Source organism: Pseudoalteromonas sp. CF6-2, assembly GCF_021729425.1.
Taxonomy (GTDB): Bacteria; Pseudomonadota; Gammaproteobacteria; order Enterobacterales; family Alteromonadaceae; genus Pseudoalteromonas; species Pseudoalteromonas arabiensis.
Map to the genome: position 1 here is coordinate 285,677 of NZ_CP091443.1, position 26,966 is coordinate 312,642.

Genomic DNA, 26,966 nt, shown 5'->3' on the forward strand with positions numbered 1-26,966 from the left:
TTTATTTTTATTTACTCATCGACTTATAAAGTACCGGAAGTACAAATAAAGTTAAGAAGGTTGCACTGACTAAACCGCCAACAATAACAGTAGCGAGGGGCTTTTGAATTTCAGCCCCTATTCCTGTACTGAGCAGCATCGGAATAAGCCCCAGCATTGAAGTAAGCGCAGTCATGAGTACGGGTCTTAGCCGTGAAACAGCGCCTTCAAATACCGCTTTATCTTTGCTATCGCCAGCGCTAACTCGTTGGTTAATGCTTTCAACCATCACTACACCGTTCAATACCGCAACGCCAAATAAGGTGATGAAACCAACGGAACTAGGTACTGATAAATATTGTCCAGTGACATACAATGCAATCACCCCACCAATCACAGCCAAAGGAACATTGACAAGAATAAGCACCACTTGCGATAAGTTACTAAAGGCAAAATAAAGCAATAACGCAATGAGTAACAAGGCCACAGGTACTACAATCATCAGCCGCTGTTGTGCCCGTTGCTGGTTTTCGAACTGACCGCCAATAGCTACACTGTAACCACTTGGCAGCTGCATTTTATCAGCAATTGCAGCGCGTATATCGGCAACAACTGACCCCATATCTCGCCCCTGCACATTCGCTTGAATAACCACCCGCCTTTGCACATCATCGCGACGAACTTGTGGAGCGCCTGACTCAATCTGTACATCGGCTACATCCCCCACCCTAACAATGGCCCCCGCAGGGGTTCGCAGTCGAAGATCAGCAATCACATCCGGGTTTTGGCGATAGCTTTTTGCTATGCGCACATAAATATCATAGCGCTCATTAGCATTAATAATTTGCCCTGCTGATTGCCCACCAATACCATGCTGGACTACATCCATTAAATCAGCCACCGATAAACCAAAGCGCGATAATGCTAAACGGTTGGGTTTGACTATGAGCTGTGCTTCACCGCCTATTTGCTCCATCGCGACATCTTTAGCACCAGGTATTTGCTGTACCAGTTGTTCAATTTGTTGACCTTTTTCACTCAACACCGCCAAGTCACTACCGAACAACTTGATTGCTAACTGCGCTTTAACACCCGATAAAAGCTCATCAACTCGGGTAGCTATAGGCTGTGAAAAATTGAACAAAAGTCCAGGGAATTGCTCAAGCTTGGCTTCCATTAGCTGTTGCAATTCAACACGCGTTTTCGCATTTACCCATTGCTCATGCGGCTTTAAGCCTAAATAGATTTCTATGTTGTTAACCGGTTCAGGATCGCCCCCCACTTCAGCACGACCGATTCGGCTCAGCGCATATTCCACTTCGCTAAACTCAAGCAACATGGCTTCAAGCTTTGGTGCAACTGCAATTGCTGTATCAAGGCTTGCAGAGGGAGCAAGTGTCACACGTAGGTTAATAGTGCCTTCTTCAAGCTCTGGCACAAACTCAGTACCCAGCTTTGGTAGCATAACGGCCGCTACAATCAGCAATAACCCAGCAATAGCTAAAACGCTGCGTTTAGCGTGCAATGCTTTTTGTAAAGCCCGTTGATAAAGCATATCGATTGGTTTTAATAAGATGCTTTGCTTTACTGTCACGCCCTTAGCAAATAAGTACACACACAGAGCTGGCACAACAACCAAGGCAACAATCACAGCGCTAATAATCGCCAGCATAATACTCACAGCCATTGGCTGAAATAACTTAGCTTCAACACCTTCAAAGCTAAACAGCGGTAAAAATACCGTTAGAATAATCAAAGAGGCAAAAAAGATTGGTCGTGAAACTTCTTTTGCAGCAGTAGCAACAAGCTCGGCAGGTGATTTATGTTGATTGTTTTTCAATCCTAAATGTCTAAACACATTCTCAACCATCACCACTGAGCCATCTACCAGCATACCGATGGCAACAGCAATACCACCTAACGACATTAAGTTTGCCGATAATCCAAGCCATGCCATTACACTCAGTGCTAAGCCAATCGAAATAGGGATCGACAACAGCACCAAAAATGTTGCTCTTAAATCCAACAAAAATAGCGCTAATACTATGATAATAAATATAAAAGCTAAAAGCAGTGCATCAATAACCGTTTGTACCGCTTGGCTAATAAGCTCTGCTTGGTCGTAAATTGCTTTAAATTCAACTCCCTTTGGCAGTGCTTGATTTATCATCTCGACACGTGCGTTGATGCCATCAATCGTTTGCTTGGTATTAGCACCCATTCGTTTGAGCACGATGCCGGTGACCACCTCACCACGATTGACTATTTCGCCTTTTTCATCACGTTTAGACAAGGTGACAGCACCTTGACGAATTTCACTGCCAAGTTCAACATTCGCAACATCTGCCACTTTAACGACCGTACCATCAATTGTTTTGATAGGCGTTTGTGCAATCTCAGTAAGCCCCTTTTCGCCTGGGGTAAACCAACCTGTACCTCGGATAACAAGTTGTTCTTGACCACGGTTCATATACCAGCCACCGACATTGCTGTTGTTAGCATCTAGCGCATTGCTGACATCTTGTTGTGTTAAGTCATAAGCTAATAACTTATTGGGGTTTAAATTTACTTGATACTGCTTTACCTCGCCGCCAAATGACAAAATATCGGTCACACCATCAATGGGTAAAATAAGTAATTTAACAACCCAATCATTTAAACTACGCAGTGCCATGCTATCAATGTTTGCACTCGGCTTTGCTTCAAGTAAATACTGATAGACTTGTCCAAGCCCTGAAGTGTTAGGGCCCATGGTTGGCATACCTACACCAGTTGGGATCAGCTCTTTAGCAGATTGCAAACGTTCAAAAACAAGTTGCCTAGCAAAGTAAATATCAACGCCTTCTTTAAACACCACAGTGACGCCCGATAAACCCGTTTTAGAAATAGAACGAACCTGTTCTACATCGGGCAGTGCATACATCACGGCTTCTATCGGGTATGTGATCAGTTGCTCTACTTCTTCAGCCGCGAGCCCTGGCGCTTCAGTGTTAACTGCAACTTGCACATTGGTCACATCAGGAAACGCATCTAGATTTAGTTTTGGGATCATAAATGCACTCACTGCAATTGCAGCAAGCAAGGCCAACACCACCAGTAAACGGCTCTTTATCACCGCCTCTATTAATAAATTAAACATGCGTCACCTCTAGTGGTTATGCGGATCGAATCCGCCTTTAGCTAGCTGTGAGGCAATAAAAAAAGCACCTTGCGTGACAATTTCAAGCCCTGCTTCAATATCAAACACTTCGCGATAATCACCAAAACTTCGACCTAGGGTCACTTCTTTTGCGATAAAGCCACCATCATCATCAACAACGAACAATTGCCAGTCGCCATCGGCACTGCGTGTTAACGCATTTTCCGGTACGGCAAGTACCGCTTGCTCTGTTTCAAAATGGAAGTACACATCCGCAAACATGCCAGGATGCAAACTATGTTGCGTGTTTTTTACTTCGAGCCTAACTGTTCGCGAGCGTGTTTGTTCATCAATCGTATGCGCTTCTTGAATAACTGTTGCTTGATAGCGATGGCCGTTTACTTCTAACAGCGCCTTAGAACCATTACTGATAGTACGGTCTTGATTAGCTGAAAGCTGTGCGGCAACCCAAAGCGCTGATTCATCGGCAATCAGCATCAGCTCAATCCCCGAATCAACACGCTGACCTTGAGCAAAGTTATCAGTTAAAACAGCACCCGATGTTTGTGCAAACAAGGTATATTCACCGAGCTTTTCAGGCGCTATGGTGAGTGTTTGCGCAATGGCTTGTTTCGATAAACCAATGGCAACAAGTCGGCTATAGGCGACTTCATATTCGGCTTTAGCGGTCAGGATTTGCTTTTCGCTCAGTGTGCCGCGTGTCATTTTAGTGACTCGTTGCCACTCAGCTTCTGCTAATCTAAATTCAGTTTGTTGGCTGGCAACTTCACCGCTAAATAAGGTGACTAAAGAATCTCCTTTATTTACGTGTTGCCCCAGCAAGGCATGGCGCTTTACAACAATTGAATCAACACGCGGTGATACCACATAACTGGCATAGCCATTGGCTTTAATTTCACCTGGGGCATACAAGGTTTGATTGTGTGTTTTTAGTACAAGGCGTTCAACTTTTATATTAGCCAGTTGCTGTTGTTGCTCAGTTAAACTGACTTCATTAGTTTGCTCAGCTTGCTCATTTTCTTGGTGATCATGCTCCAGCTCTGAAGCATGATTATTTGTCACATACATAAAACATACGCACAGCAATGCGTAACGCATAAAATTTCTTAAATACATATATTGTCTCTTACTTAAAATGGGCTAAGCCCAAATAAAATCTAAAAAGGGTTTTGGATTAAGTAAGAGGAAAAATTGGTGGGCGATGTAGCGGTGCTAAGTCAGCCGATTTGAAATTTAAATCGAGTGATTCTATTTTAGTGAAATAGACATCAGTAGGCTCAGACAGGTGTAGCGTATCTACAAATGCAGGGCTATGACAAACGTGACAATGGCCTTTCTCAGCTGAGTCAGATAACTGTTTTGCAAGCTCAGCATGCTCAGCTTGGTGTAGCTGATGATCGCCATTGACAGCGCAATGGGCTTCAAGGTCGATTTCTTCTGATAGTAGTACCGAAGCCTGATTAAACGCAGCATTATGATCGGCCACATCAAAGCTATCCAGCAATGGCTGGAGCAATAATACGCTAATCAAAATAAACAATGCAGCTTTCACACAGAACCTAAAATTAAACCTAAAAATTGGTACAACGGCGCTAAATTAACAAATCCACCTGCATTTGAACAGTAAATTATTCGTGTACGCAAGTAAATGATTACAAACATTTCAAAACGCGTATTCGCATGATATAAAAATAAAGCAAATCAATAACTCGGTAATTTTTATGGGACACGGACACCACCATCATCACGATACAAATAACCAAAGCACCCGCCAACTCATGCTGGCTGTTGCGATTAATGTGTTATTGACTGTCGCTCAGGTGATTGGCGGACTTGTTTCTGGAAGCTTATCCTTAATTGCCGATGCATTACATAATTTAAGCGATGCGTCGTCACTCTTTATTGCTTTGATTGCGCGTAAAATTGGTGCAAAACCTGCTAATGACCGCTACCAATATGGTTATAAACGCGCCGAGATCCTTGCAACTTTATTTAACAGCCTAAGTTTAATTGTGATTGGTGGTTATCTGATTGTTGAAGCCATCTCCAACTATTTAAATCCTCAGCCCATTGACGGCTGGATCGTCATTTGGGTTGCGGGTCTTGCGCTTGTTATTGACCTAGTCACCGCCCTATTAACTTACAAAGCGGGTGCAAAAGACAGTATGAACATTCGTGCCGCGTTTATTCATAACATTTCGGATGCAATGGCTTCGGTGGTGGTGATAATCGCCGGTACCTTAATCATTTTGTATCAGTGGTATATTGTTGATTTAATTGCCACTATGTTGATTTCTATGTATGTCATTTATCACGGTATTTTACTGTTAATTGCGAGTAGCAAAATTTTGATGCAAGCAGCCCCTGATAATTTTAACAAAACAAAAACTATCACTGGGCTTAAAGCAGAATTTGCAATCACTGATGTTGATTACCTTAAAACATGGCAGATAGATGACCATCACATTCATTGCGAGCTTAAATTTAGTGCTAAGCAAAACATCAATAACGATGAAATTCGTCACTTTTTACATGCTAATTTTGCCATCGAAAGCTGTACCATTGAACAAGTTTTAGTGTAAATGTTACGCGTTATCATTTACTATTCAGTTTTGTTTTAACAGCAAACTGAAGGAACAAACCTTGTTGAAGTTGTGGTTACGTCGTACACATTTATTGCTTGCCTTAATAAGCGGTTTATTTTTAATTTGTTTAAGCATGACCGGTGCCTTGCTTATTTACGCAAAAGACATTCAACACCTCACTCAAAGCGATAAGTGGACAGTTACCCCAGCAACATCAACACTTGATTTTGATAGCCTTATCAAACACGTTTCAGCTTCAACTGAGCAACCCGTTACCCTGCTAATGCCAGAGCAGCGCAATGACCTTGCGTGGCAATTACAGCTTGCCAATAACCGTTACGTGAGTGTTAACCCTTACACTGGCCAAATTTTATATGAATACGATTACTACAGCACTATTTATGGCTTTACCATGGCTTTGCATCGTTGGCTGCTTTATGAAGATGGTGATAAAAACCGCCCTTTAAGAAACTGGGTATCTGTGTGCGCGCTCATTCTTATTATTGAAATTTTCTTGGCTTTTATATCTGGGTTAAACCAAAAAATCGTATGAAACGCTTGGCTATTAAGCGTAAAGCAAAGTTTAGAGTATTGATGTATCAGCTACATACCGTTCTAGGCGTATATTTTTTAATTCCACTCATTTTAATTGCCTATACAGGTATGGCGTTTAACTGGAAAGAACAAACAAAAGCCGTATTAGAGTTTGTGATGCAAGGCACTGTTGAAGACAGACCTAAACCTCCGGCGGTGATCCCTCCTTCAGAGAACGCGCCTCATCAAGTTCAAAAAGCATTTGATAATGCGCTAACCGTATTTCCGAAAGGTCAGTTATTTAGAATTTACTTACCTAAAAAACCAAGTGACAACATTGGTTTTAGGATAGAGAACCCAGGTGAAAGTCATGCTTATAGTTGGGTATGGGCAAACCCATATTCAGCGGATATTGTCACAAGTTATGATGCTAGTAAAAGCTCTTGGGCCACACAAACATGGAACTTTAAATATAAGTTTCATATAGGTGATTTTGCAGGACCGATTGTGCAGTTACTGTGGTTAATACTTGCTCTTTCACCTTTATTTTTTGTGGTTTCGGGCGTTTACTTTTGGTACAAGAGGCATAATAAGTAGCAAGCTTTTAATCTTGATTGCTCTTTTTCATATGGACTGATTATGAAAACTAAACTCAAAAACGCATTCAATTACGAAATGCTGCAGGCAAAATCAGCATACAGTAACGGCGAATACACGCAGGCTTTTACACATCTAGAAAGAGCACATATTCTAGGCCAGTCTTATATTATTCCTCACACATTATCGCACTGGTGGATGTGTAAAATTGGTTTTAAAACACATAATAACAAAGAAGTTATCGGCCAGTTTATGCGCATTTTTGCATCGGTTATATTTTCTCGTTTATGGGTTCCTAAGGGAAATACAGGGGGAACTGACGTTAATCCATTTAAAGTAATGCCAGTACCTGAGGACTTAAAACAGTACCTAGACTGATTCACTACCCAAGGTACTAGTAACTATATTTATATTTTATTTCTTACCTATTATTGCAAATCATTATCATTACTCTTGCCTTTACACTTCTTTACATTTACACTTCTGCCCCACTAAACAGTCTATTTATCTTTTTTTAACAAGGACAACCATGTTAAGAACGTCGTTAACACTTATTGCACTGGCAGTAAGTAGCTATTCTTTCGCTGATGACTCAATCAATAAAAAATTAACCGCTGAAGAAATGGAGCACGTTGTTGTTTCTGGTAGCCGCGTATTTGAAAGCATCGATGAAGTTCCTGCGTCAATAACCATTATTAACCAAAAGCAAATCGAAGAGCATTTAAAAGTTAATCCAGAACTACAAAGTTTACTATCACAGATGGTTCCAGGACTTGCACCAGACACAAATAGTTCAAGTAATACGGGTCAGAGCTTACGTGGTCGTGCTCCACTGGTTATGATTGACGGTGTGCCACAATCAACACCACTTAGAAATGGCTCATTAGGCGTTAAAACACTCGACCCTAGTGCCATTGCTCGCATTGAGGTAATTAAAGGTGCAACATCGGTATATGGTAATGGCGCATCAGGCGGCATTATTAACTACATCACTAAGCAAGCTAGCAGCGATGGTAAAACAGAAGGTGAAATCAGCCTATCGTCACGTTTTAGTGCAGTTAAATTAGAAGAGAGTGCAGGTGCACGAATCTCAGCAGCAATTAATGGTCGTGCAGATAAATTAAGCTACTTATTTACAGCTAGTTATGAAGAAAATGGTGTGCAACGTGATGCAGAAGGCGATATTTTAGGTCTTCAATACGGCTTATCTGATGCTGTAACTGAAAACTACTTCACAAAGCTAAGTTATGACTTTGATGACGAAAAGCAACTACAATTTAGCTATAACTACTTCAGCTCACAACAAAAAACTGATTTAGGTGATGTAGTTGGTGATGGTAACAAAGGCGAAAAAACATACGCTATTCACGTACCAAAAGAGCTACAAAAACGTGGTAAGCCGCAGGGTCCTGATGGTAATGAAAACATTACTTTAAAATACACAGACTACGTGTTATTTGAAAACACCCAAATGACCCTAGATCTGTATATGCAAGACATCGAAAATATATTTTTCTTTTCACCAAACCTTGCTAACCCTGACGAAGGTTACGATGGCGGACAATCAATCATCCGCTCTGAAAAAGAAGGTGCACGCGCTACATTTAACACACTGGTTGATTTTGACACTGTTGAGGCAACATTTATTTATGGTTTAGATGCTTTGAACGATACCACTTCACAACCGCTAGTAGATGGTCGCGTTTGGGTTCCTGAAATGGAAATGGAAAGTATTGCTGGCTTCCTACAAACTAAATGGGTTATCAACAACGACATCATTGTTAAAGCGGGTGTTCGTAAAGAAAGCATTGATTTAACAGTTGATGATTACGACACTTTAAAGCTTTGCCGTTCAGCAACACAATGCTCAGTACCATTGAGTGTTAAAGGCGATACCATTGATTACGACGCTACAACCTACAACATTGGCGTTAAATACAACTTATCGGATGCATTTAGCCCGTTTGCAAATTACTCGCAAGGCTCTGATATTTCGGATATTGGCCGTCTTTTACGTTCTGCAACTGTGAACGATATTGGTTTAATTCAAACTGAAGCTTCAATCATCGATAACTATGAGGTTGGTTTTACATCTCAATTTGATGATGTACGCTTTGAATTTGCTGCTTACCGTAGTACGTCAGAGTTTGGGACAACGAATAGCTTTAATGAAATAACGGGTGTTTATGAGCCTGTACGTGCACCACAAGAGATCTGGGGTTACGAAACAGTCGTTGACTACACTATCAACCCAACATTAAGTCTAGTTGCTACTTACAGCTATGTTGAAGGTAAAAACACAGAAGACGATATCTACCTTGGCTCTCGACAAATTAGCCCACCAAAAGGCACCGCTAACTTAAACTGGAAGCCAAGCGATGAGCTTTCATTAAGTGTGAGCTACCTCTATGTAGGTTCGCGTAAACGCTTTGAACCAAATGCAGATGGTGAGTACGTAGGTGATCAAGGGCCAATTGATAGCTATAACATTTTCAATTTGAGTGGTCGTTACAATTTTGCAGACAATTGGCAAGCATTTATGGGCGTAGAAAACCTCTTTAATAATGATTATTTCCCTGCCCGCGCTCAAGCATATACATATGGTGGCTATAACATTAAAGGTTTAGGCACGACAGTGACACTCGGTGCTAAATATAGTTTTTAGTCTTTGACTGACTATCACTTTATAAGCCCTTTTAGTAAGGGCTTTTTTATTTGTGAAAATACAAACAATAAATTGTTCACAAATCGATCACTAACGCAAACTTAAACGAGAATCACAATCAATAGTAACCACCTGATTTACAAGGAAAAATATTTGCATTCTTGTTTTAATGTACTACAATTATCGCAACTTGGAATTTGAGGACAGCACGATGAAAGGTAACCAAAAAGTCATAGACAGTTTTAACAAACTTCTCGCTAACGAATTAGCCGCTATAGATCAATACTTTATCCACTCTCGCATGTATGATGATTGGGGCCTAAATAAATTGTACGAGCGCCTTAACCATGAAATGGAAGAAGAGAAAGATCACGCAGATTGGCTAATAAAACGTATTTTATTTTTAGAGGGCGTGCCTAACATGACGAAACGTCGTGACCTGTTAATCGGTTCTGACGTGAAAAGCATGATGCAAAACGACCTAACTCTTGAACTTGAAGTCGTTGACTGTGTTAAAGAAGCCATTGCAGTTTGTGAGCAAGAGAAAGATTATCAATCTCGTGAAGTACTTGAAAAGCTATTATTTGATACCGAAGAAGATCATGTTTATTGGCTTGAACAGCAACTTGGCTTAATCGACAAAATTGGTAGCCAAAACTACCATCAATCTCAAATGGGCGAATAGAGGCTAAACGTATGAAAGGCGATAAAAGCGTAATTGCAGCATTAAATAAAGTGTTAGCCAACGAATTAGTCGGTATTAACCAATACTTCTTACATGCACGCATGTTTAAAGATTTTGGCTTTTCTAAACTAGACAAAGCTGATTACAAAGTATCTATTCAAAAAATGAAAAACGCTGACCGTCTAATTGAGCGTATTTTATTTTTAGAAGGCCTACCTAACCTACAAGATTTAGGGCGTCTTCGTATTGGCGAAAACTCTGAAGAAATGATCGAAGCAAACATGAGCTTTGAGCTTGACTCATTACCTGATCTTAAAGCAGCTATTAAACTTGCTGAAGAGAAAAAAGATTATATCAGCCGTGAAGCGTTAGATAACATTTTAAACGAGCAAGAAGAACAAATTGATTGGCTTGAGACACAACAACAGCTAATCAAAACCGCAGGACTTGAGAATTACCTGCAATCGCAAATGTAATACTAATTTGATCTAGAATAAAGCAGCGCCAGCTGCTTTTTTTTATTCTATTACCCTCACCACAATCCAAAACTTAAATACTAGTTAGGCTGAGCAGTTTTAAGCCAAACAGATCAGAAAAATCAGATATCGCTGTAATTGTCGCAATTAAAAATGACTACACGATGAACAAAGTAATGATTTTTATTATCATCTCATTGTTTTCTTTTTAGAAACGGATGCTGCCCTTTTTAAATTTAAAATCAGGTCAAAAATACACCACTAAATACTGACCAATCGCATCTATTACTAACATAAATTTAGGTTAAATAATGAATGATTTAGGTAAACGAGTAGCCCTTTCACCTTCTTCTAACAACTTTAAGGAGTGTGTAGATAAAACCCTAAACGAAGGCATTATTGCCGGCAAAAAAATAACGATGAACTGGCTAGTTGACGCACTCAACTACCCCAATAGAAAAAAGCTAGAACGGGATTTTCGGCGCAACTTAAATACAACTTATCGTGTCTATGTGATGGAAAAACGCTTAGCTGTTGCCATTAAGATGTTAGATGATGAAAAGCTTTCAGTGAAAGCGATTGCACTGTCGAGTGGCTTTAGTAACTCAGCCACATTTTGTAATGCATTTAAACGAGAGTTTGGCTCTGCCCCATCTGTTTACAGAACAGAGCAATTAAAGGAAATTGTTAAAAGCAGTTGCCATATGATAAACACAGATCAGTTAGCAGCTTTTCATTCATAAGTTATTTTTGCGCACTTTATTGGTGCGCATAACCTCATAACTTTTCATATACGCAGCTTAGTTCTGGTTGGCTAAGTGTGTAAGTTATAGTGTTCGAATCGTTAAAGCGTAAATCTTCCACTATGGTTGTAGCATCATTTTCATCATCGCAACGAAAATAACGTTTGGTTCTGACAATGCCGTTAACGAAATATTTCAGTTTTGAACTAACAATACAAAAATTCGGTATTTTTCTCGTACGCGTGCCGTTATGTAAATCACTAAAATCAATAAGAGTGCCTAAATTAAAGCCTTGCGTGGGTTGCTGGACAAGTTTGAAAGAGGCACTTTTGCATAGTTCATGACTTCCCTCATCCGCTTTATAATCACCCTGCTTAGTCTTTATAAGAGATAAGAACTGCGTTTTATTACTTGGTTTCATATCAAGCAAAGCACTTGCAAAAAGCGATGTTGAGAATAAAAAAAGTACTAAATAGGCGTAATATCTCATTAAAAATCCAAAAGCTTATACATGTTCAACAAGCATAGCATGCTGATGATGCTTGTTGAATCTCCTAATAATTTACTTTCATACGTAATAAGTCACAAATTCGTTTGAGTTAAGTAGCTTTTTCACCTCGAATTTTTTTAGCTAAGGTAGCCAGTTCCTCATCACACGCTCTCTCGCAATCGTGTGATGATAAATAACCTTCGTACTTTTCGATAAATGGGCCAAATGTAGGCTCAATATGAGTGAAATCAGACGAACTTCCAGTACCATGCAGCGGGGACAGCTTGCTATGTAAATGATCAATTTCATAGCCTTCCAAAAACATACCCGAACGCCCTACATCTTCAAATGCATCATCAAGAAGAATAGCGACTTTTTTAGTGGCTATTATTAATTTTGATAAATCTTCATCAGTTTGGGCAAAAGCATAGCTAGAGAGGTGTTTTTTCGGAATAACAACTGTCGCACCTCGCGTATTGGGGTAAATAGATAAAAAAGCCAAATGTTCATCATCTTCCCAGAGTTTATGGCATGGCTCTTCACCTTTAACTATTTTACAAAAAATACAATCATGCATCCCAAATATATCCTTATTTAGTTTTCTTATACGACAGACCATAAATTGCAGAGTCCAGCACAACTCCACTAATTAAGTCTTCTGTTAGCTCAAGCCTTGGCTGAAAGATTTAAAGACAGTGCTAACAATATACACTGTATTTGAACTCATTATATTTTCTTATTGTGATATAGCATTTATGTTAATTTTTACCGACCAAAACCAATGACCTTTTTGCCACTTAACCCTTTTTTATGCCATTCGGTTTGTTCTTCGCAAAATATTTGCGCATCTAATTCTTTACTTGGCTCTTCGTTTAAGCTGCCTGCAGGCACAAGTAAGTATTTGTTGTCTTGAGATGCAAATGGCAGCGCAGAGCCACAAGTCTTACAAAAGGCTCGTGATAGCGCACGACCAGGGTAATTAAAGCGCGTAATATGATGCTCACCTTTAATCCATTCGATAGCATCGGGTGAAGTAAATAAATTTGCAGCGTGCGCAGTGCCAGACAATTTTCGACATTGCTCGCAATGACAAAAGAAAAAGCGCTTAAAGCTATCAGTTACTTTAAAAGTCACTTCACCGCAGCAACATCCGCCGGTTAGTGTTTTAGTCATCTCTATCTCCTCATTAGCTAAGCCAAAAATTTATAACCTAAACAATGCGCTATTTAAAAATTTTAGGCAATAAAAAAGGCCATGTTGCGTACGCAGCATGGCCTTTTTAATTAGTTCAACTTAGAAATCTAAGTTTGATAAAACGTCATCATCAACGTTATTAGATAAGGTCACTTTAAGCTTAGGGGTACGCGCCATTTCACGCTTAATTGCAAAATTAGCTTCTTCGTTACGTGCCCAACTACGACGAGCAATACCGTTGTTTACATCAAATAATAGCATAGATTTCAAACGTCGCTCGGCAGCTTCACTACCATCTAGTAGCATACCAAAACCACCGTTGATCACTTCGCCCCAGCCTACACCACCACCATTGTGGATAGATACCCAAGTAGCACCACGGAAGCCATCACCAATTACGTTATGAATCGCCATGTCTGCTGTAAAGCGGCTACCGTCATAAATGTTTGATGTTTCACGGAAAGGTGAATCCGTACCACTTACGTCATGGTGGTCACGCCCAAGTACAACTGGACCAATTTCACCACGATTTATGGCATCATTAAAGGCTTTAGCGATTTCAGCGCGGCCTTGTGCATCTGCATATAGGATACGTGCTTGTGAACCAACAACGAGTTTGTTCTGTTTCGCATCTTTGATCCAAGTGATGTTGTCTTGCATTTGCTGTTGAATTTCTTCAGGCGAGTCCGCCATAATTTTTTCAAGGACTTGTGCAGCAATCGCATCTGTTTTATCAAGGTCGTCTGGTTTACCTGATGTACATACCCAGCGGAACGGGCCAAAACCATAGTCAAAACACATTGGACCAAGAATATCTTGTACGTACGATGGGTATTTAAAATCAATCCCATTATCAGCCATTACATCGCCACCAGCGCGTGATGCTTCTAGCAAGAACGCATTACCATAATCAAAGAAGTAAGTGCCTTTCGCCGTGTGCTTGTTAACAGCATCGGCGTGGCGTTTAAGCGTCGCTTGTACTTTTTCTTTAAATACCTCTGGCTCTTCACGAATTAAACGATTTGACTCTTCATAGCTGATATCAACTGGGTAATAACCGCCTGACCACGGGTTATGAAGTGAAGTTTGATCTGAACCTAAGTGAATGAAAATATCTTCTGCTAAGAAGCTTTCCCAAACATCAACCACGTTACCGATAAAGGCTATCGATACCACTTCCTCATTTTGCTGAGCAGTACGCACACGCTCAACAAGATCTGGCATGTTATCAATTAACTCATCAACCCAACCTTGCTGGTGACGCTTAATGGCCGCCTTAGGGTTAACCTCTGCACATACGGTAATACAGTTAGCAATGTTACCCGCTTTAGGCTGAGCACCACTCATACCGCCTAAACCAGCCGTTAAGAAGATTTTACCTTTCGGTGATTCACCTTTTTCAAGCACTTTACGAAATGCATTCATTACCGTAATGGTTGTACCGTGCACAATACCTTGCGGGCCAATGTACATAAATGAACCCGCAGTCATTTGACCATATTGAGTTACACCCAATGCATTGAATTTTTCCCAGTCATCCGGTTTTGAATAGTTCGGGATCATCATACCGTTAGTCACAACCACGCGCGGTGCTTCTACTGATGATGGGAATAACCCCATAGGGTGACCCGAATACATGTGAAGCGTTTGGTCTTCTTCCATTTCGCTTAAGTACTTCATGGTTAATAAGTACTGCGCCCAATTTTGGAATACTGCACCGTTACCACCATAAGTGATAAGCTCTTCTGGGTGCTGCGCTACAGCAGGGTCAAGGTTGTTGTCGATCATCAACATAATAGCGGCAGCTTGTTCGCATTTAGCCGGGTAATCGCTGATCGAGCGCGCTTTAAGCTCATAGTTAGGCTTAAAGCGATACATGTAAATACGGCCAAATTGTTTGAGCTCAGCAGCAAATTCAGCAGCTAGTTCTTGATGCCATTCTTTAGGGAAATAACGCAATGCGTTACGAATAGCTAATTGCTTTTCGTCAGCCGATAAAATGTCTTTACGTTTTGGAGCACGGTTTGCATCACTTGGATACGGTTTTGGCTCTGGCAATACGCTTGGGATACCTTGCTTAATTTGTTCTTGAAAAGTCATTATTTGCTCCCTTAGTTAACTTTAAACGCTTGCGATTTAACAAGTTCTACCATGGCATCAATATCAGGCTTAAGTAAGCGGTCTTCTTCTAGTTTGGCAACTTTGCTGCGAATTAGCGCAAAGTTTTCTTCAATGATGTCTGAACACGTGTTAGGACGTCTAAATTCAATTGCTTGCGCTGCATACATCAGCTCAATAGCAAAGATTTTATCAAGATTACCTAAAATCTGGTTTAACTTACGACCAGAAATACTCCCCATAGATACGTGATCTTCTTGGCCCATTGATGTTGGTACGCTGTCTGCTGATGGTGGGAAACACAAAGATTTGTTTTCTGTTACCAATGCCGCAGTCACGTATTGTGGGATCATCATGCCAGAGTTTAAGCCACCCGATGACGTTAATAAACGCGGTAAACCATGTAAGCCCTCAAGTAGCAAGTAACAACGACGATCAGCAATGTTGCCAAGCTCTGCTGCTGCGATTGAAGCATAATCTAATACCATAGCAAGTGGTTGACCGTGGAAACCACCACCCGAAATGGCTTCTTCTTCGCTGATCACAATAGGGTTATCTGTTACAGAATTCATTTCTGTTTCAGCAAGTTCTTTTAAGTGGTAATACGCATTACGTGATGCACCATGAACTTGAGGAATACAACGCAGTGAGTAAGGGTCTTGAACACGGTCACAATCAGTGTGTGAAGCCATGTTTTCAGAGCCTGCAAAAAAGCTGCGCATACGCGCTGCAACTTCAACGTTACCTTTAAAAGCACGAATGGCGTGTAACTCTTCACGAAACGGTGATTGGCTACCTTGCATACCTTCAATGCTCATAGCACCTGCGATATCAGCAAGGTCTAATAGGTAACGCATTTTAGTAAGCGCAGTAATGGCATGCGATAAGATAAACTGAGTACCATTAATTAACGCTAGGCCTTCTTTAGCATGTAAATCTAAAGGCGCTAAACCGTGCTCTTTTAATACGTCTGCAGCTGGCTTGATTGTGTCGTTTACCCAAAACTCACCTTCTCCTAAAAGAGGTAAGAATAGGTGTGATAACGGTGCTAAGTCACCCGATGCGCCAACTGAACCTTGCTCTGGTACAACAGGAATAATATCAAGTTCAATAAACTTAAGCATACGCTCAACTACGGTTAAACGAATACCTGAAAAACCTTGGCTTAATGCATGTACTTTGGTGATGAGCATTAGCTTTGAAATAGGTTTAGCGATTGGCTCACCCACACCGACAGCGTGTGTAATCAATAAATTCTTTTGTAATAGATTGGTTTCTTCTGGAGAAATTTGTGTATCACATAATGGACCAAAGCCCGTATTGATACCATAAATGGCTTTATCTGAGGCAGCCATTTTGTCTACGTTTTGGCGGCTTTTATTAATTTTATCAATCGCTTCTTGGCAAAGCTCTGCCTGTAACGTACCGGCTGCAATAGCATTAACGCTGTCTAACGTTAATTGGTCAACACCATACTTAAATGTCATTTATAACTCCTAAAGAACAGGATAAGTTTTATTTAGAGGGAGTCTAGCTTGCTCTAGTTGTTTTACAAATGCATAATTATCGTTATTCATTCCAGATTTATCGAACTAAAAGAAGTGCTATGCAAGTTCATGACGTAGATCTGCGCTTATTGCGCGTTTTTGTAGCAATTGTTGAGTGTGGCGGGCTTTCAGCCGCAGAGTCACGTTTAAATATTGGCCGCTCAACGATCAGTGCGCATTTATCTGATTTAGAAGTAAGGCTTGGCATTAAATTATGTAAACGTGGCCGCAGTGGTTTTGAAATTACAGACGCTGGCGCTATTACCTATCAAGCATCGATTGAACTGCTTCAGCAATGCGAAGCGTTTGCTAATACTGTAGCAAGCTCTAAAAACGAGTTATCGGGGCGTTTAAGTATTGCCATGATAGATACCATGGTCAGCGACCCACGCTGTGCCATCCCAAGTGCTATTGCAAGATTAAAAGGCAAGGGTAAAAACATTCAGTTTGATATTAATGTGTGTGAAGCACGAGAGGTAGAAACCGCAGTAGCCAATGGCCGTTCATTAGTGGGGATTGGTGTTAGCCGCCATCATATTCGCGGCTTAGACTATACCGCCCTGCATAACGAAACTAACTTTTTGTATTGCGCAGTCGGTCACCCCTTATTTGAGTGTGAAGACAAACAAATAAATGAGCTGCTCAAAGAAGCTGAGGTAATTACCAGTAACTACATGCGCGATAAAGAAAGCCGAAACGACGGTTTAAACTATCAAAATAGTGCTGTTGCTTATCACGATGAAGGTATTGCACATTTAATTTTATCGGGTGAGTTTATTGGTTATTTACCCGACCACTACGCACAGTTCTGGGTTGATAAAGGTATTTTCAAAGCTATTCAACCGAGTAAATATCACTACGATATTCCTGTGGTATTGATCACCTCAAAAACAAATGCCAATTCGCCGCTAGCAAGCGCCATGATTGACGAAATTAAGCGCTGTTACGCGGTTTAGTTTTAAACTTATTGATTAAACTAAAAACAATCAAAATCAGACCAAAAATACCAAGCAATATACGCGTAATATTGCTTTTAAATATTGCCTGTTCATAACTTTGGATCATCTTACCATTTAGTTGTAACTGATGAACTTTATACGCTTCGGCACTTTTATTATATGAAGCTAAAACATGAACGTGATCATTTAATTCAATTGGTAAATTCGTTGGTCTTAGGTATGTAGTCGTCTTTTCAGTTCCTACAACTGTCATAAGTTTACATTTATTGTGTTGCCCACAATTTCTATGTGATTCATAAAAGCGTTGTACTACACCCTGCTCATCTAGTAGTTGTTCTTTTATAGGCAAATCCAAAAAATAGAATGCGGCAATTATTTGCAATAGGCCTATTAAAAATAAATAAGAAGATAAAAACTTTTTTTCTTCTTTTTTCGTGTATTGAGTGATTGGCGACTGATGCGGTGTATTAAGCATTGAGCTGCGGCTCTTTAGTTTCTTTAATTAGCACAAGGCTAAACGCGATCATGGCAAGGTTTGTAGTCACAGGATTAAACGCTTCGATTAAAAGTGTGGGCTGTAAAACAGCAACAAACAGCATTAGCCCAACTAAAGCAGCTATATTGAGAATATTGAGTAAGATTGAACGATAGAAAATAAAAAACAGCACGGCAAAAATCATTTCACCTATGCCAGCTGCTCGGGTAATAAGTGTTGAAATTTCAGCATTAAAACCAAAACTGGCTGTCATTTTTAGTTCAAGGGGAGCAATGTGAATAAGTTTTGGTATCAGCCCATGATAAAGCCAACTAAAGCTGATAATAAATCGAGCGATTTGAATGTTAGTGAAGTATTTCATGAAAGATTATGTGCAGAGTCATTGTGTGCTCAGACAGAGCACACAATGAATACGGCTTAAACCGTTGGCTTACCAAAACGGTTTTCTGCTTCATCACCCGCTAAAAAGCCATTTTCAATCAGTACCCAAATACCACCAATCACTGGTACTAAACCAATTAGTACCCACCAACCTGACTTGTTGCGGTCGTGCCAACGTTTAACTTGAATAGCAAGCGATGACCAAATTAGTGGAATGTAAATTAAAAGTGGAAGGAAAATGGCCGCATTTTGTGAGATCATTGCGCCAATACCACTTAACACAAGCATAGCTAAAACACTAATTAGCATTAATCCTAATACTGATAACCAATAAGTTTTACGTGGAATTCTACCTTGGAAAGAGAATAAGATATCCTTACGACTCATGGTTGTTGTCTCTGTTGAAATATTAGCAACATCTGATTCAGGAGCTTGATAAACGTTTTCTGACACTGTCATTTCCTTTTGAGTTTACTTCGGTTTTAGCAAGGCTACCACTCCGTGCAGCTTACTGATTAATCAAAAATAATTTTTGCACTTTATTAGATCCAACTGAAATTATTGCTGAATCCAACATGAACAAAAGTACCATAAATAATACTATTTAAGGAACTAAAAATTAATAATACAATTAAATTTAATACTTTTTAACTAGCTGAAATAAATAAACTTTAGCTCTCGATATCTCTTTAAACTACAAAAAGCCATTCGAGTGGTTGCTACTGCCAATATTTAGCAAACAGGCGAGGATATGCCTGTTTTAAAAATTTCGGCTTGTCTTTAAAACGCTTGCCCTTTGGCTGTTCAAGCCCAGATGGAATAAATGGTAGCTCATCGCCATTACGCTCTTCAAACAGCATACCGGCGATTAAATCATACTCATCTAAATAAGGATAAGGTTGTTCATTCAAATGATAAACGGGTGTGCAGTCAGCAACGGAGTCTGGGTTCTCTAAGGCTTTTAAAAATGCGCCTTCACCGCGAGATATGAGCCAACATAAAAACTCTGAAAATCCATAATCATCGTTACAACCAGCCATTACAAACGCAGCACCAAATAAGTCCCAAGTGTAAGCTTTACGCATACGCAAACTAAACTGCTTGTCAAACTCCATAAGTTGCTCATCGGATAGATGTGTTAGCTTTTCTCTTAGAGTATTACACACCGATTCTGGCTCTGCCGTTTTATCTTCTGCGGTCACTAATTCCCAAAATTCACTTTCGGTTAGAACACTCATGATAAGATCTCTTTAACACGACCGACTTGACCGTCATCAAGTTGTACTTTAATGCCATGAGGATGGTTTGGTGACTTAGTTAAAATACGCGAAACAACACCTTGCGTTAAATGGCCTGTGCGCTGGTCTTGTTTTAAAACAATATTAACTTCACAGCCTACGGTTATTTGTGAGCGTGTTGGTACAGCCATAATAAACTCTCTTACAGTATTTTTGCCGATTATAGCTATTTGCGACTGTGTTACCAATGCTAAACTCATTTGATGTGTATGTTTTCATCCGCTTGACGTGGTGTTAGTCAAAGCTGTGCCTATTGCAAGGTAAAAGTAAACGGCATATTTAATCCTTAAAAAACAGAATAGCTTTTGCTGATATCACTACTCCTATCTCTTTCAGCTCTTTTGTAATCACTTGATTAATTTGCTCTGCCAGCGGTGAATTTGATAGAGGAATTTGCTCGGCAAAATAACAACTTACTTTCATTGATGCTGGCAGTCTCTTTAAATCAGCGGTGTGAGTTAACCATAAAAAGTTGTCGCTTATGTCTTTTAGGTTTTCACATGCCGTCGTTAGCGCTGCCCGAATAGCTTTATCGAGGCGTTTTTCAGTTTTGGTCATTGTTCTGACTTTTGCTTTTTAAAGTTTTCGTAGCTATCTTGCTGGCGCTTTACACACGCATGGTATTCTTTATCAGCTAAATAATTGCATTCAGTCAAGCGTGCAGATTGGAGTTCATGAAAACGCGCATTTGAACTACACCCTGTTAACAAAAGAAACATTGATGCAATCCCAGTAAACTTTAAAGCGTTTAAAAACATTTAATTTCCTTTCTTCAGTTATACATTGGTACTGCGATTTATTGTATATTGCGTGGGTTTAAATACTATCACCAAAGGGTCATATATGATGTTGTCGCAGTTACAAGAGCTGTTTCAGCGTATCGATAAAAGCAAAGTTTTTCAATCATTCGTTATTGCCGTTATTGTTATTTCAGCATTAACCGTCGGGGCTCATACTTATTCGCTTCACCCAACCGTAGAGTTAGCTCTCCATTGGATGGATATGGGTATTACCGTGTTTTTCCTTGTTGAGCTTGTGATCCGCTTTATTGCAAGCCGAGGCTTTAAAGACTTCTTCAGTAAAGGCTGGAATATCTTTGATTTTATCATAGTGGTAGGTAGCCTTTACCCTGCCGCAGGCTCAACGATTTTTATTGCTCGCTTGTTGCGTATCTTCCGCGTTTTACGACTTGTATCCATGATCCCCGAACTTAGGCTACTGGTTAACTCGCTTTTAAAAGCGATTCCACAAATGGGCTATATTGCCTTACTGATGTTCGTAATCTTCTATATTTATGCCGCCATGGGAAGCATGCTGTTTGCTGATATTAACCCTGTGCTATGGGGTGATGTATCAATATCAATGCTCACCTTGTTCCGTATAGCAACATTCGAAGATTGGACAGATGTCATGTACGAAACCATGGCCGTGTATGAACTTAGCTGGATTTTCTACCTAACATTTATTTTCTTAACTGCATTCGTATTCTTAAACATGATGGTAGGAGCTATTTTAGAGGTTATGTCTGAAGAGCATCGTAACGCGCGAGAAGAGCAGATAAACGACGATGATTTGCCAGCAACCAAAGGCCAAATAACTCAATTACAGGCTGAAGTAGCTGAATTAAAAAAGTTACTGAAAGAAAAGCAGTAACGTTTAAAGGATTAGCTTTTAAGATATTAGGCGCTAGGACATAGACCCTAGCGCCTTTTTTACCCTCGTTTTTCTACTTTCCATGGTGGGTTTAAGCGGTTTTCTCCGGCCCAATATAGTTTAATTTTATTCCCTGATGGGTCTTTTAAAATTGCTTCCGTCCACAAATAGCGCTGAGCGGTTGGTGGCTGTTCAAAATTAATGCCCTTTTCAACAAGTCTCTCGTACAGCTTATCGAGCTGCTCATGTTCAAAATAAATTACCGCATAATTACTATAATCTTCAGTTTCTAATGACAGCGAAAATGTGGCATCACCATCTGGACATTGAAAGCGTGCGTAATGCGGGGTATCTACAATCTGAATCATTCCCAATGTTAAGTAAAAAGCCACCGCTTCATTCATATCCGTTACTGGTAAGGTTACCTGATTGAGGTTCATTCGCTATTCCAATGTAATGCAATATTCTTTTCATCAGCATATCGCGTAAACCAATTAAGCAAAAGATAAGCTGTAACAAATTATTGAGTTAAGGGTTAAAGTTAGCGAGTTACTGGGGGAAAGTTTGTAGAATGCACTTTAACACCGAACATGTGAACTTCTCGGCTAAAGCCGTTCCTACTGGTTCCCATCGTAGGCGTGAAACTTGTTTCGCGCGCTTGAAGGTCGTGCTTTTTAGCACATTAAAAGTAAAGTTAGCGAGCAACAAGGGAAAACTTTGCAAGAGGTGTTTTTTCGCCGAATAACCGCGGTACACAACTAAAGCAATTCCTACCGGAGTACCATGTGCAATATTGGAAATGGTTTGCCCATATCATCTAAAGGCGAGCGTGAGGCGACTTTAAACCCCATATGCTGGTAAAAACCAACTGCAAGTGGGTTTTGCTCATTAACATCAACTTTGTTGGCAGCTAATTGATCAACCGCATAGTTAAGAAGCGCTTTACCAACCCCTTTACCTCTTGCTGCATCTAAAATGAACAACATTTCTATTTTGCATTCATGTACGCCAATGAAGCCCAAAATTGCCTTATGCTCATCCTTAATACACTTTAAAGTAACATGAGGAAAAGCTTGCTCAATGATGATCGGCTTAAAAAAGGCTATGTCGTCTTCTGTTATAAAATCATGTGTTGCTCGGACTGAATTTTCCCATACATCAAGTAGCTCTGGGTAATCTTCAGCGTTAGCACTATCTATTTTCATTGTTTGCCATTTTATAGGAGCTATCCAGCCTTATGCTTCTCAGATGAAATAACAAAAGGATTCGTTAGTCGTTTTAGTTAATTACTCCATTAAAGCATGTGAAGGTCTTTGAAACAAATGAGTATTTTACACCTTAAACTTACCCACTAAATCAGTAAGTAAATGTGATAACTGATTCAGCCGCTCACCATTATCACGCGCATTTTGAGCAATCTCACTCACATCATCGGCCGCATTTTTAATTTCGATAACATTACGATTAATATCTTCAGCTACATGTTGCTGCTCTTCTGCTGCCGTCGCAATTTGGGTATTTAAATCACTGATATTGACGATTGATGCGGTTATTTCGCTAAATTGATGTTGTGCGGAATGGGCTAACTCAACTGTTTTATTTGTGCGGTTTAAACTGGTTGTCATTTCTTTTGACACTTGATCAGACATTTTCCGTAAGGTGTCTAACTGGCTTGCTATTTCTTCTGTCGACTCTGAGGTTCTTTGTGACAAAGCACGTACTTCATCAGCGACTACCGCAAAACCGCGACCATGTTCCCCCGCTCTGGCAGCTTCAATAGCAGCATTTAATGCAAGCAAATTAGTTTGCTCTGCAATGCCTCTTATTACACTCAATATTGACATGATATTTTCACTTTCAGCGTCAAGCTGATTAATATCTTGAGTGGCTTTGGTTATGACCTCAGACAACGATACTACACTCTCTACCGTCTCTGAAATCACACTTTGACCAAGCTCTGAGGCATGCTGTGTTTGTGTTGCAAGCTCCGCAGCATTTGCACAACTTGCTGAGACTTCATTAGCGGTAGCCGCCATTTCATTAATAGCCGTTGCGGCCATTTCTAAAGCTTGTTGCTGCTGTGAAGTAGAACCCGATAATTGTACTGCTTGTGTTGATGTTTGTGCTGACGTATCGCTTACATTATGCGCACATTCATTTATTTGTGTAACTAACTCTGAAATCAAACTCAAAAATAAATTGAAGCTATTGGCCAGCTTCCCAGTTTCATCACGCGTTTTAATAATTAACCGCTTGGTTAAATCTCCGCCGCCTTGTGATATTTCTGTCAACCCATCACTCACTTCGACAATAGGTGCAGAAATGAGTTTTGAAATATAGCTGGCTAACAAAATAAACACGGCAATTAAAATTGCACTAATGATCACAATGGTAATTGTCATCGTGTTAGCAGCGCTCATCACTTCAGACTTTTCAACTAAGCCAATGAATTTCCAGCCAAGCTTTTGAGACGTATAAATATTCGCCACATAATCAGTGCCTTCAAGATTAATTTCAAATTGGCCAGTGTTATTATTCGCTAATTGTTTATATTTACCTTCGTTAACCTCTGCCAATTGCTTAAAGCGATAATCAGCATGTTTAACATCAACCAAGACGTTACCACTGTCTTCAATAAGCATTAGATAACCGGTTTCACCTAATTTAATATTAGCTATGATATCTGTAAGGCCTTGTAAAGATACATCCATGCCCTGAACACCAATAAGCTGACTATTTTGTTTAATCGCTTTCACTGTTGATACAATCACCATATCATCAGCGGCCCAATAATAAGCATTCGTTCTTACTGTGCTTCCATCAGCGGCTTTTGCAGCTTCGTACCATGGCCGTTTTCTAGGATCATAATTAGCGGTTACTTCGCCTTCTGGCCATTGAATATATCCACCTTGCTCATTCCCCATGTAAATATAGGCAAGGCCTGGATGCGTATCACCAAAGTGATCAAATAACGTATAAGCAGCTTGCTCTGTGTCACTGCCAGACATATGCGCAAGTTTAACTGCATTGGGCGATTGCATATGTGTTTTAACGTCTTGTTTAGCTTCTAAAATCGCGGGGTGCGAAGCTAAATAATCTACATTTTTTTCAATCTCTGAAAAAAACATATTAATACCATTATCTACTTGCTTTGCTTCTCGTTCACTTAATTGGGCAAAACCATCTAATGCCTGTTGCCTTGTTTGTGTGATAACTAAAACAGCGATAATTATTAATGGTAAAACTATTGCGGATGCAAATGACAGCTTTAACTTCTTAGAGATATTCATGATTCAAACCCAATGTATGACTCACAAGAATATAGTGAGTATCTTTATATTCAGCAAGTTATTAGATTTAGATTTCAATAAAATGAAGGGTACTGAATGAGTAGAGTAAAGACTGAAGAACTTGAGTATGACAGTTAGTTGACACAGAAATGAACTGTACTAAGTTTACCTATAGCATTTAACATACTTTTAACAATCATGTTGAGTGCCATCCAACCAATATTGGCAGCATTTGCAGGATGCTAATGTGCTGCCTATTCTATTTTGGCTGTAAAACGAATTCATTTCTCCTCAAATTGTAATCAGGACTTTTGGACATATATTCAGTAATGCCAGATATATTTAGTTCGTTGATTGTCCACTACTATGTTTCCTAAGTTAAACATAATTGGAGAATAACTATGAAACTTTACCACGCATTTAAAGGGATCGCTGCTGTCGCTCTTTTGAGTTTATCGTCTTTATCTTACGCTGGAAATGACACCGAAACAGATGAAAATGGGGTCATTTTAGCGGGTCATGATGTCATCGCATATTTTAAGCAAAATAAACCTGTGTTAGGGAATGCTAAATATACAGCGGTATACAATGATGCGATTTACCGTTTTCAGTCTGCTAAAAATAGAGATATGTTTAATTCAAACCCAGAGAAATACGCACCTCAATACGGTGGTTTTTGTGCTTATGGCGTAACCTTCGGTAAAAAGTTTGATATTGATGGCAAAGCATTTGAAATCAAAGATGGAAAACTCTATGTAAATAAAAATATGGATGTGTATAAAGCATGGGCTGAAAACATTCCTAAACACATTAAAGAAGCAAATGACCATTGGCCAGATGTTGAAAATGTAAGTGCTGATGACCTGTAATTTATAGTTAGTGACCAACCATCGCACTTCTAACAGCACCAGGGGCTTCACCTTGGTGCTGTTTAAACGCTTTTCTAAAAGCGGCTTCTGTCTCGTAACCACTTAATTGTGCAATTTCTGCAATACTAATATCACTACAAATCAGCAATTTACGGGCTTCTATTAAACGCCATTTAAGCAAATATTTCATCGGACTTAAGCCAACTAGCTTTGTGAACTTATCTGCAAAATTAGAACGACTCATTGAAGCTTTACTGGCAAGTGACGCTAAATTCCAAGCATATTCTGGTTGTTGATGAATTGCATTAAGTGCTTTACCTATACGATTATCAAACAACGCCACCAACATACCATTATTTAACTTGCCAGCTTCAACTTGTTCTCTGAGTATTTCTATAAACACCAAATTAGCGAGTTGATCGACTATGGTATAGCAGCCTGTGCGCCTTTGCTGTAACTCCACAATCATCATATCAATTAATTGCATTATTCTTGAATTACATGATGAACTTGTAGCGGGAATGTGTAAAAACTCAGGTAAAGCATCTAAAAGTGGATTAACTAGGGTGTGATTAAACTGAAAAAAACCACAAACCATATTCGTTGTTTCACCCGCCCCCTTCGCAGGCTGATTGACTAATTTTTTTGCTGGTTTAATCGGTGAGCTCGATATTATGTGTTGATGATCTCTTGGAAAAACAACAAGATCTTTTTCATTCAATACAATAGTTTCATTCTCAAAATGTAGCCATGCTTGCCCTTTACCAATTAAATGAAATGGAATCCGGCGAGAGCCCGATGTATCAACAGCCCACGAGCCACAAAAATCACCATTAACGTATACTTCCGCCCTCAAGGACATTCGCTTAAGTAACACACTAAGCGGATCAGGATCATTTAAATAAATATTTGGACTTTCAGACATAATTTTAGCTACATGCAACATAGAGAAAAAATTAACACAGCTTAAACTAGCCACATCGGTTAAATCACTTAGGACTAACTCATGGCTAAGATCAAAATGTACCACAAAGACTATTGCCCATACTGTCGAGCGGCAAAGCAACTGTTTAAAAAGTTAGGCTGGCAATACACAGCAATAGAAATCTCAGATAACGACCGACTTTTTCAAGAAATGGTTTCACTGAGTGGTCGTAGAACTGTCCCACAAATATTTATTAATGATGAACATATTGGTGGCTTTGATGATTTTCAGCACTATGTTAAACAACTAAGCCATAGCTAGA

At 39.7% G+C, this 26,966-nt stretch carries 29 protein-coding genes and 1 pseudogene; 11 read left to right on the forward strand and 19 right to left on the reverse strand.

Features of this window, described 5'->3' with window-relative positions; translation table 11 throughout:
• Positions 1 to 7: 7 nt before the first annotated feature.
• The 3 genes from L3Q70_RS18010 to L3Q70_RS18020 are packed head-to-tail and all read right to left on the reverse strand — an operon-like array spanning position 8 to position 4,691.
• A complete protein-coding gene (locus L3Q70_RS18010) occupies positions 8 to 3,118 on the reverse strand; it encodes a CusA/CzcA family heavy metal efflux RND transporter (RefSeq protein WP_062567991.1) in 3,111 nt (1,036 codons plus the stop codon).
• Positions 3,119 to 3,127: 9 nt separating this feature from the next.
• Positions 3,128 to 4,255, reverse strand: a complete 1,128-nt coding sequence (locus tag L3Q70_RS18015) for an efflux RND transporter periplasmic adaptor subunit (RefSeq protein ID WP_083515258.1) — start codon at positions 4,253 to 4,255, stop codon at positions 3,128 to 3,130.
• A 58-nt stretch (positions 4,256 to 4,313) separates the two neighbouring features.
• Positions 4,314 to 4,691 (reverse strand): hypothetical protein, encoded by a 378-nt coding sequence (locus L3Q70_RS18020; RefSeq protein ID WP_237115628.1) that lies wholly within the window; start codon positions 4,689 to 4,691, stop codon positions 4,314 to 4,316.
• A gap of 169 nt (positions 4,692 to 4,860) precedes the next feature.
• On the opposite strand from L3Q70_RS18020, the gene L3Q70_RS18025 reads away from it, so the two are divergent.
• The 7 genes and pseudogenes from L3Q70_RS18025 to L3Q70_RS18055 all read left to right on the forward strand — a co-directional run bounded on the left by L3Q70_RS18025 (position 4,861) and on the right by L3Q70_RS18055 (position 11,424).
• The gene (locus L3Q70_RS18025) at positions 4,861 to 5,721 is read left to right on the forward strand and encodes a cation diffusion facilitator family transporter (protein WP_237115629.1); all 861 of its coding nucleotides are present in this window, start codon (positions 4,861 to 4,863) and stop codon (positions 5,719 to 5,721) included.
• A 64-nt stretch (positions 5,722 to 5,785) separates the two neighbouring features.
• Positions 5,786 to 6,855 (forward strand): annotated as a pseudogene (locus L3Q70_RS18030) (PepSY-associated TM helix domain-containing protein).
• A 42-nt stretch (positions 6,856 to 6,897) separates the two neighbouring features.
• Positions 6,898 to 7,233, forward strand: coding sequence for a DUF3703 domain-containing protein (locus L3Q70_RS18035; RefSeq protein ID WP_237115630.1), 336 nt, complete (start codon positions 6,898 to 6,900; stop codon positions 7,231 to 7,233).
• Between the two features lie 151 nt (positions 7,234 to 7,384).
• Positions 7,385 to 9,520, forward strand: coding sequence for a TonB-dependent receptor (locus L3Q70_RS18040; RefSeq protein ID WP_237115631.1), 2,136 nt, complete (start codon positions 7,385 to 7,387; stop codon positions 9,518 to 9,520).
• A gap of 211 nt (positions 9,521 to 9,731) precedes the next feature.
• Entirely contained in the window at positions 9,732 to 10,205 is a 474-nt protein-coding gene (gene bfr, locus L3Q70_RS18045) for a bacterioferritin (RefSeq protein ID WP_237115632.1), read from the forward strand.
• Between the two features lie 11 nt (positions 10,206 to 10,216).
• Entirely contained in the window at positions 10,217 to 10,681 is a 465-nt protein-coding gene (gene bfr / locus L3Q70_RS18050) for a bacterioferritin (RefSeq protein ID WP_054552095.1), read from the forward strand.
• Positions 10,682 to 10,992: 311 nt separating this feature from the next.
• A complete protein-coding gene (locus L3Q70_RS18055; protein ID WP_237115633.1) occupies positions 10,993 to 11,424 on the forward strand; it encodes a helix-turn-helix transcriptional regulator in 432 nt (143 codons plus the stop codon).
• Between the two features lie 34 nt (positions 11,425 to 11,458).
• On the opposite strand, the gene L3Q70_RS18060 is transcribed toward L3Q70_RS18055, so the two are convergent.
• The 5 genes from L3Q70_RS18060 to hutH form a co-directional block, all read right to left on the reverse strand.
• Positions 11,459 to 11,914: a hypothetical protein gene (locus L3Q70_RS18060; RefSeq protein WP_237115634.1), complete on the reverse strand. Its 456-nt coding sequence runs from the start codon at positions 11,912 to 11,914 to the stop codon at positions 11,459 to 11,461.
• A 109-nt stretch (positions 11,915 to 12,023) separates the two neighbouring features.
• Complete coding sequence (locus tag L3Q70_RS18065) at positions 12,024 to 12,491, reverse strand: HIT family protein (RefSeq protein ID WP_237115635.1); 468 nt, start codon at positions 12,489 to 12,491, stop codon at positions 12,024 to 12,026.
• A 188-nt stretch (positions 12,492 to 12,679) separates the two neighbouring features.
• Positions 12,680 to 13,087 carry a GFA family protein gene (locus L3Q70_RS18070; protein ID WP_237115636.1) on the reverse strand — a complete coding sequence of 136 codons (408 nt, stop codon included), beginning with the start codon at positions 13,085 to 13,087 and terminating at the stop codon, positions 12,680 to 12,682.
• A gap of 120 nt (positions 13,088 to 13,207) precedes the next feature.
• The gene (locus L3Q70_RS18075) at positions 13,208 to 15,208 is read right to left on the reverse strand and encodes a urocanate hydratase (RefSeq protein ID WP_237115637.1); all 2,001 of its coding nucleotides are present in this window, start codon (positions 15,206 to 15,208) and stop codon (positions 13,208 to 13,210) included.
• Between the two features lie 11 nt (positions 15,209 to 15,219).
• Complete coding sequence (hutH, locus tag L3Q70_RS18080) at positions 15,220 to 16,713, reverse strand: histidine ammonia-lyase (protein ID WP_237115638.1); 1,494 nt, start codon at positions 16,711 to 16,713, stop codon at positions 15,220 to 15,222.
• 119 nt (positions 16,714 to 16,832) lie between these two features.
• Between hutH and L3Q70_RS18085 the strand changes: the two genes are divergently transcribed.
• A complete protein-coding gene (locus L3Q70_RS18085; protein WP_237115639.1) occupies positions 16,833 to 17,729 on the forward strand; it encodes a LysR family transcriptional regulator in 897 nt (298 codons plus the stop codon).
• On the opposite strand, the gene L3Q70_RS18090 is transcribed toward L3Q70_RS18085, so the two are convergent.
• From L3Q70_RS18090 to L3Q70_RS18120, 7 genes are all read right to left on the reverse strand, one after another.
• A complete protein-coding gene (locus L3Q70_RS18090) occupies positions 17,707 to 18,207 on the reverse strand; it encodes a hypothetical protein (protein WP_237115640.1) in 501 nt (166 codons plus the stop codon). The genes L3Q70_RS18085 and L3Q70_RS18090 overlap by 23 nt on opposite strands.
• A complete protein-coding gene (locus L3Q70_RS18095) occupies positions 18,200 to 18,589 on the reverse strand; it encodes a DoxX-like family protein (protein WP_237115641.1) in 390 nt (129 codons plus the stop codon). Before L3Q70_RS18095 ends, L3Q70_RS18090 begins: the two co-directional genes overlap by 8 nt.
• 56 nt (positions 18,590 to 18,645) lie before the next feature.
• Positions 18,646 to 19,062 (reverse strand): DUF805 domain-containing protein, encoded by a 417-nt coding sequence (locus L3Q70_RS18100; RefSeq protein WP_209438167.1) that lies wholly within the window; start codon positions 19,060 to 19,062, stop codon positions 18,646 to 18,648.
• Positions 19,063 to 19,328: 266 nt separating this feature from the next.
• Positions 19,329 to 19,847, reverse strand: coding sequence for a DUF4240 domain-containing protein (locus L3Q70_RS18105; protein WP_237115642.1), 519 nt, complete (start codon positions 19,845 to 19,847; stop codon positions 19,329 to 19,331).
• Complete coding sequence (locus L3Q70_RS18110) at positions 19,844 to 20,038, reverse strand: YwbE family protein (RefSeq protein ID WP_062568181.1); 195 nt, start codon at positions 20,036 to 20,038, stop codon at positions 19,844 to 19,846. Before L3Q70_RS18110 ends, L3Q70_RS18105 begins: the two co-directional genes overlap by 4 nt.
• 148 nt (positions 20,039 to 20,186) lie before the next feature.
• On the reverse strand, positions 20,187 to 20,465 hold the full coding sequence (locus L3Q70_RS18115; RefSeq protein WP_062568010.1) for a hypothetical protein: 279 nt from the start codon (positions 20,463 to 20,465) through the stop codon (positions 20,187 to 20,189).
• Entirely contained in the window at positions 20,462 to 20,665 is a 204-nt protein-coding gene (locus L3Q70_RS18120) for a hypothetical protein (RefSeq protein WP_062568011.1), read from the reverse strand. The genes L3Q70_RS18115 and L3Q70_RS18120 overlap by 4 nt, the downstream gene beginning before the upstream one ends.
• Before the next feature lie 88 nt (positions 20,666 to 20,753).
• Here L3Q70_RS18120 and L3Q70_RS18125 point away from each other — a divergent pair, with 88 nt between their 5' ends.
• Positions 20,754 to 21,560, forward strand: coding sequence for an ion transporter (locus L3Q70_RS18125; RefSeq protein ID WP_237115706.1), 807 nt, complete (start codon positions 20,754 to 20,756; stop codon positions 21,558 to 21,560).
• A gap of 59 nt (positions 21,561 to 21,619) precedes the next feature.
• On the opposite strand, the gene L3Q70_RS18130 is transcribed toward L3Q70_RS18125, so the two are convergent.
• The 3 genes from L3Q70_RS18130 to L3Q70_RS18140 all read right to left on the reverse strand — a co-directional run bounded on the left by L3Q70_RS18130 (position 21,620) and on the right by L3Q70_RS18140 (position 24,850).
• Entirely contained in the window at positions 21,620 to 22,000 is a 381-nt protein-coding gene (locus L3Q70_RS18130; RefSeq protein ID WP_062568013.1) for a VOC family protein, read from the reverse strand.
• A gap of 330 nt (positions 22,001 to 22,330) precedes the next feature.
• Entirely contained in the window at positions 22,331 to 22,765 is a 435-nt protein-coding gene (locus L3Q70_RS18135; RefSeq protein WP_062568014.1) for a GNAT family N-acetyltransferase, read from the reverse strand.
• A gap of 126 nt (positions 22,766 to 22,891) precedes the next feature.
• Entirely contained in the window at positions 22,892 to 24,850 is a 1,959-nt protein-coding gene (locus L3Q70_RS18140; protein ID WP_237115643.1) for a methyl-accepting chemotaxis protein, read from the reverse strand.
• Between the two features lie 401 nt (positions 24,851 to 25,251).
• Here L3Q70_RS18140 and L3Q70_RS18145 point away from each other — a divergent pair, with 401 nt between their 5' ends.
• The gene (locus L3Q70_RS18145) at positions 25,252 to 25,719 is read left to right on the forward strand and encodes a YHS domain-containing (seleno)protein (protein WP_062568016.1); all 468 of its coding nucleotides are present in this window, start codon (positions 25,252 to 25,254) and stop codon (positions 25,717 to 25,719) included.
• Positions 25,720 to 25,726: 7 nt separating this feature from the next.
• On the opposite strand, the gene L3Q70_RS18150 is transcribed toward L3Q70_RS18145, so the two are convergent.
• Positions 25,727 to 26,644 (reverse strand): AraC family transcriptional regulator, encoded by a 918-nt coding sequence (locus L3Q70_RS18150; protein WP_237115644.1) that lies wholly within the window; start codon positions 26,642 to 26,644, stop codon positions 25,727 to 25,729.
• Positions 26,645 to 26,725: 81 nt separating this feature from the next.
• Here L3Q70_RS18150 and grxC point away from each other — a divergent pair, with 81 nt between their 5' ends.
• Positions 26,726 to 26,965: a glutaredoxin 3 gene (gene grxC / locus L3Q70_RS18155; protein ID WP_062568018.1), complete on the forward strand. Its 240-nt coding sequence runs from the start codon at positions 26,726 to 26,728 to the stop codon at positions 26,963 to 26,965.
• Position 26,966 lies beyond the last annotated feature (1 nt).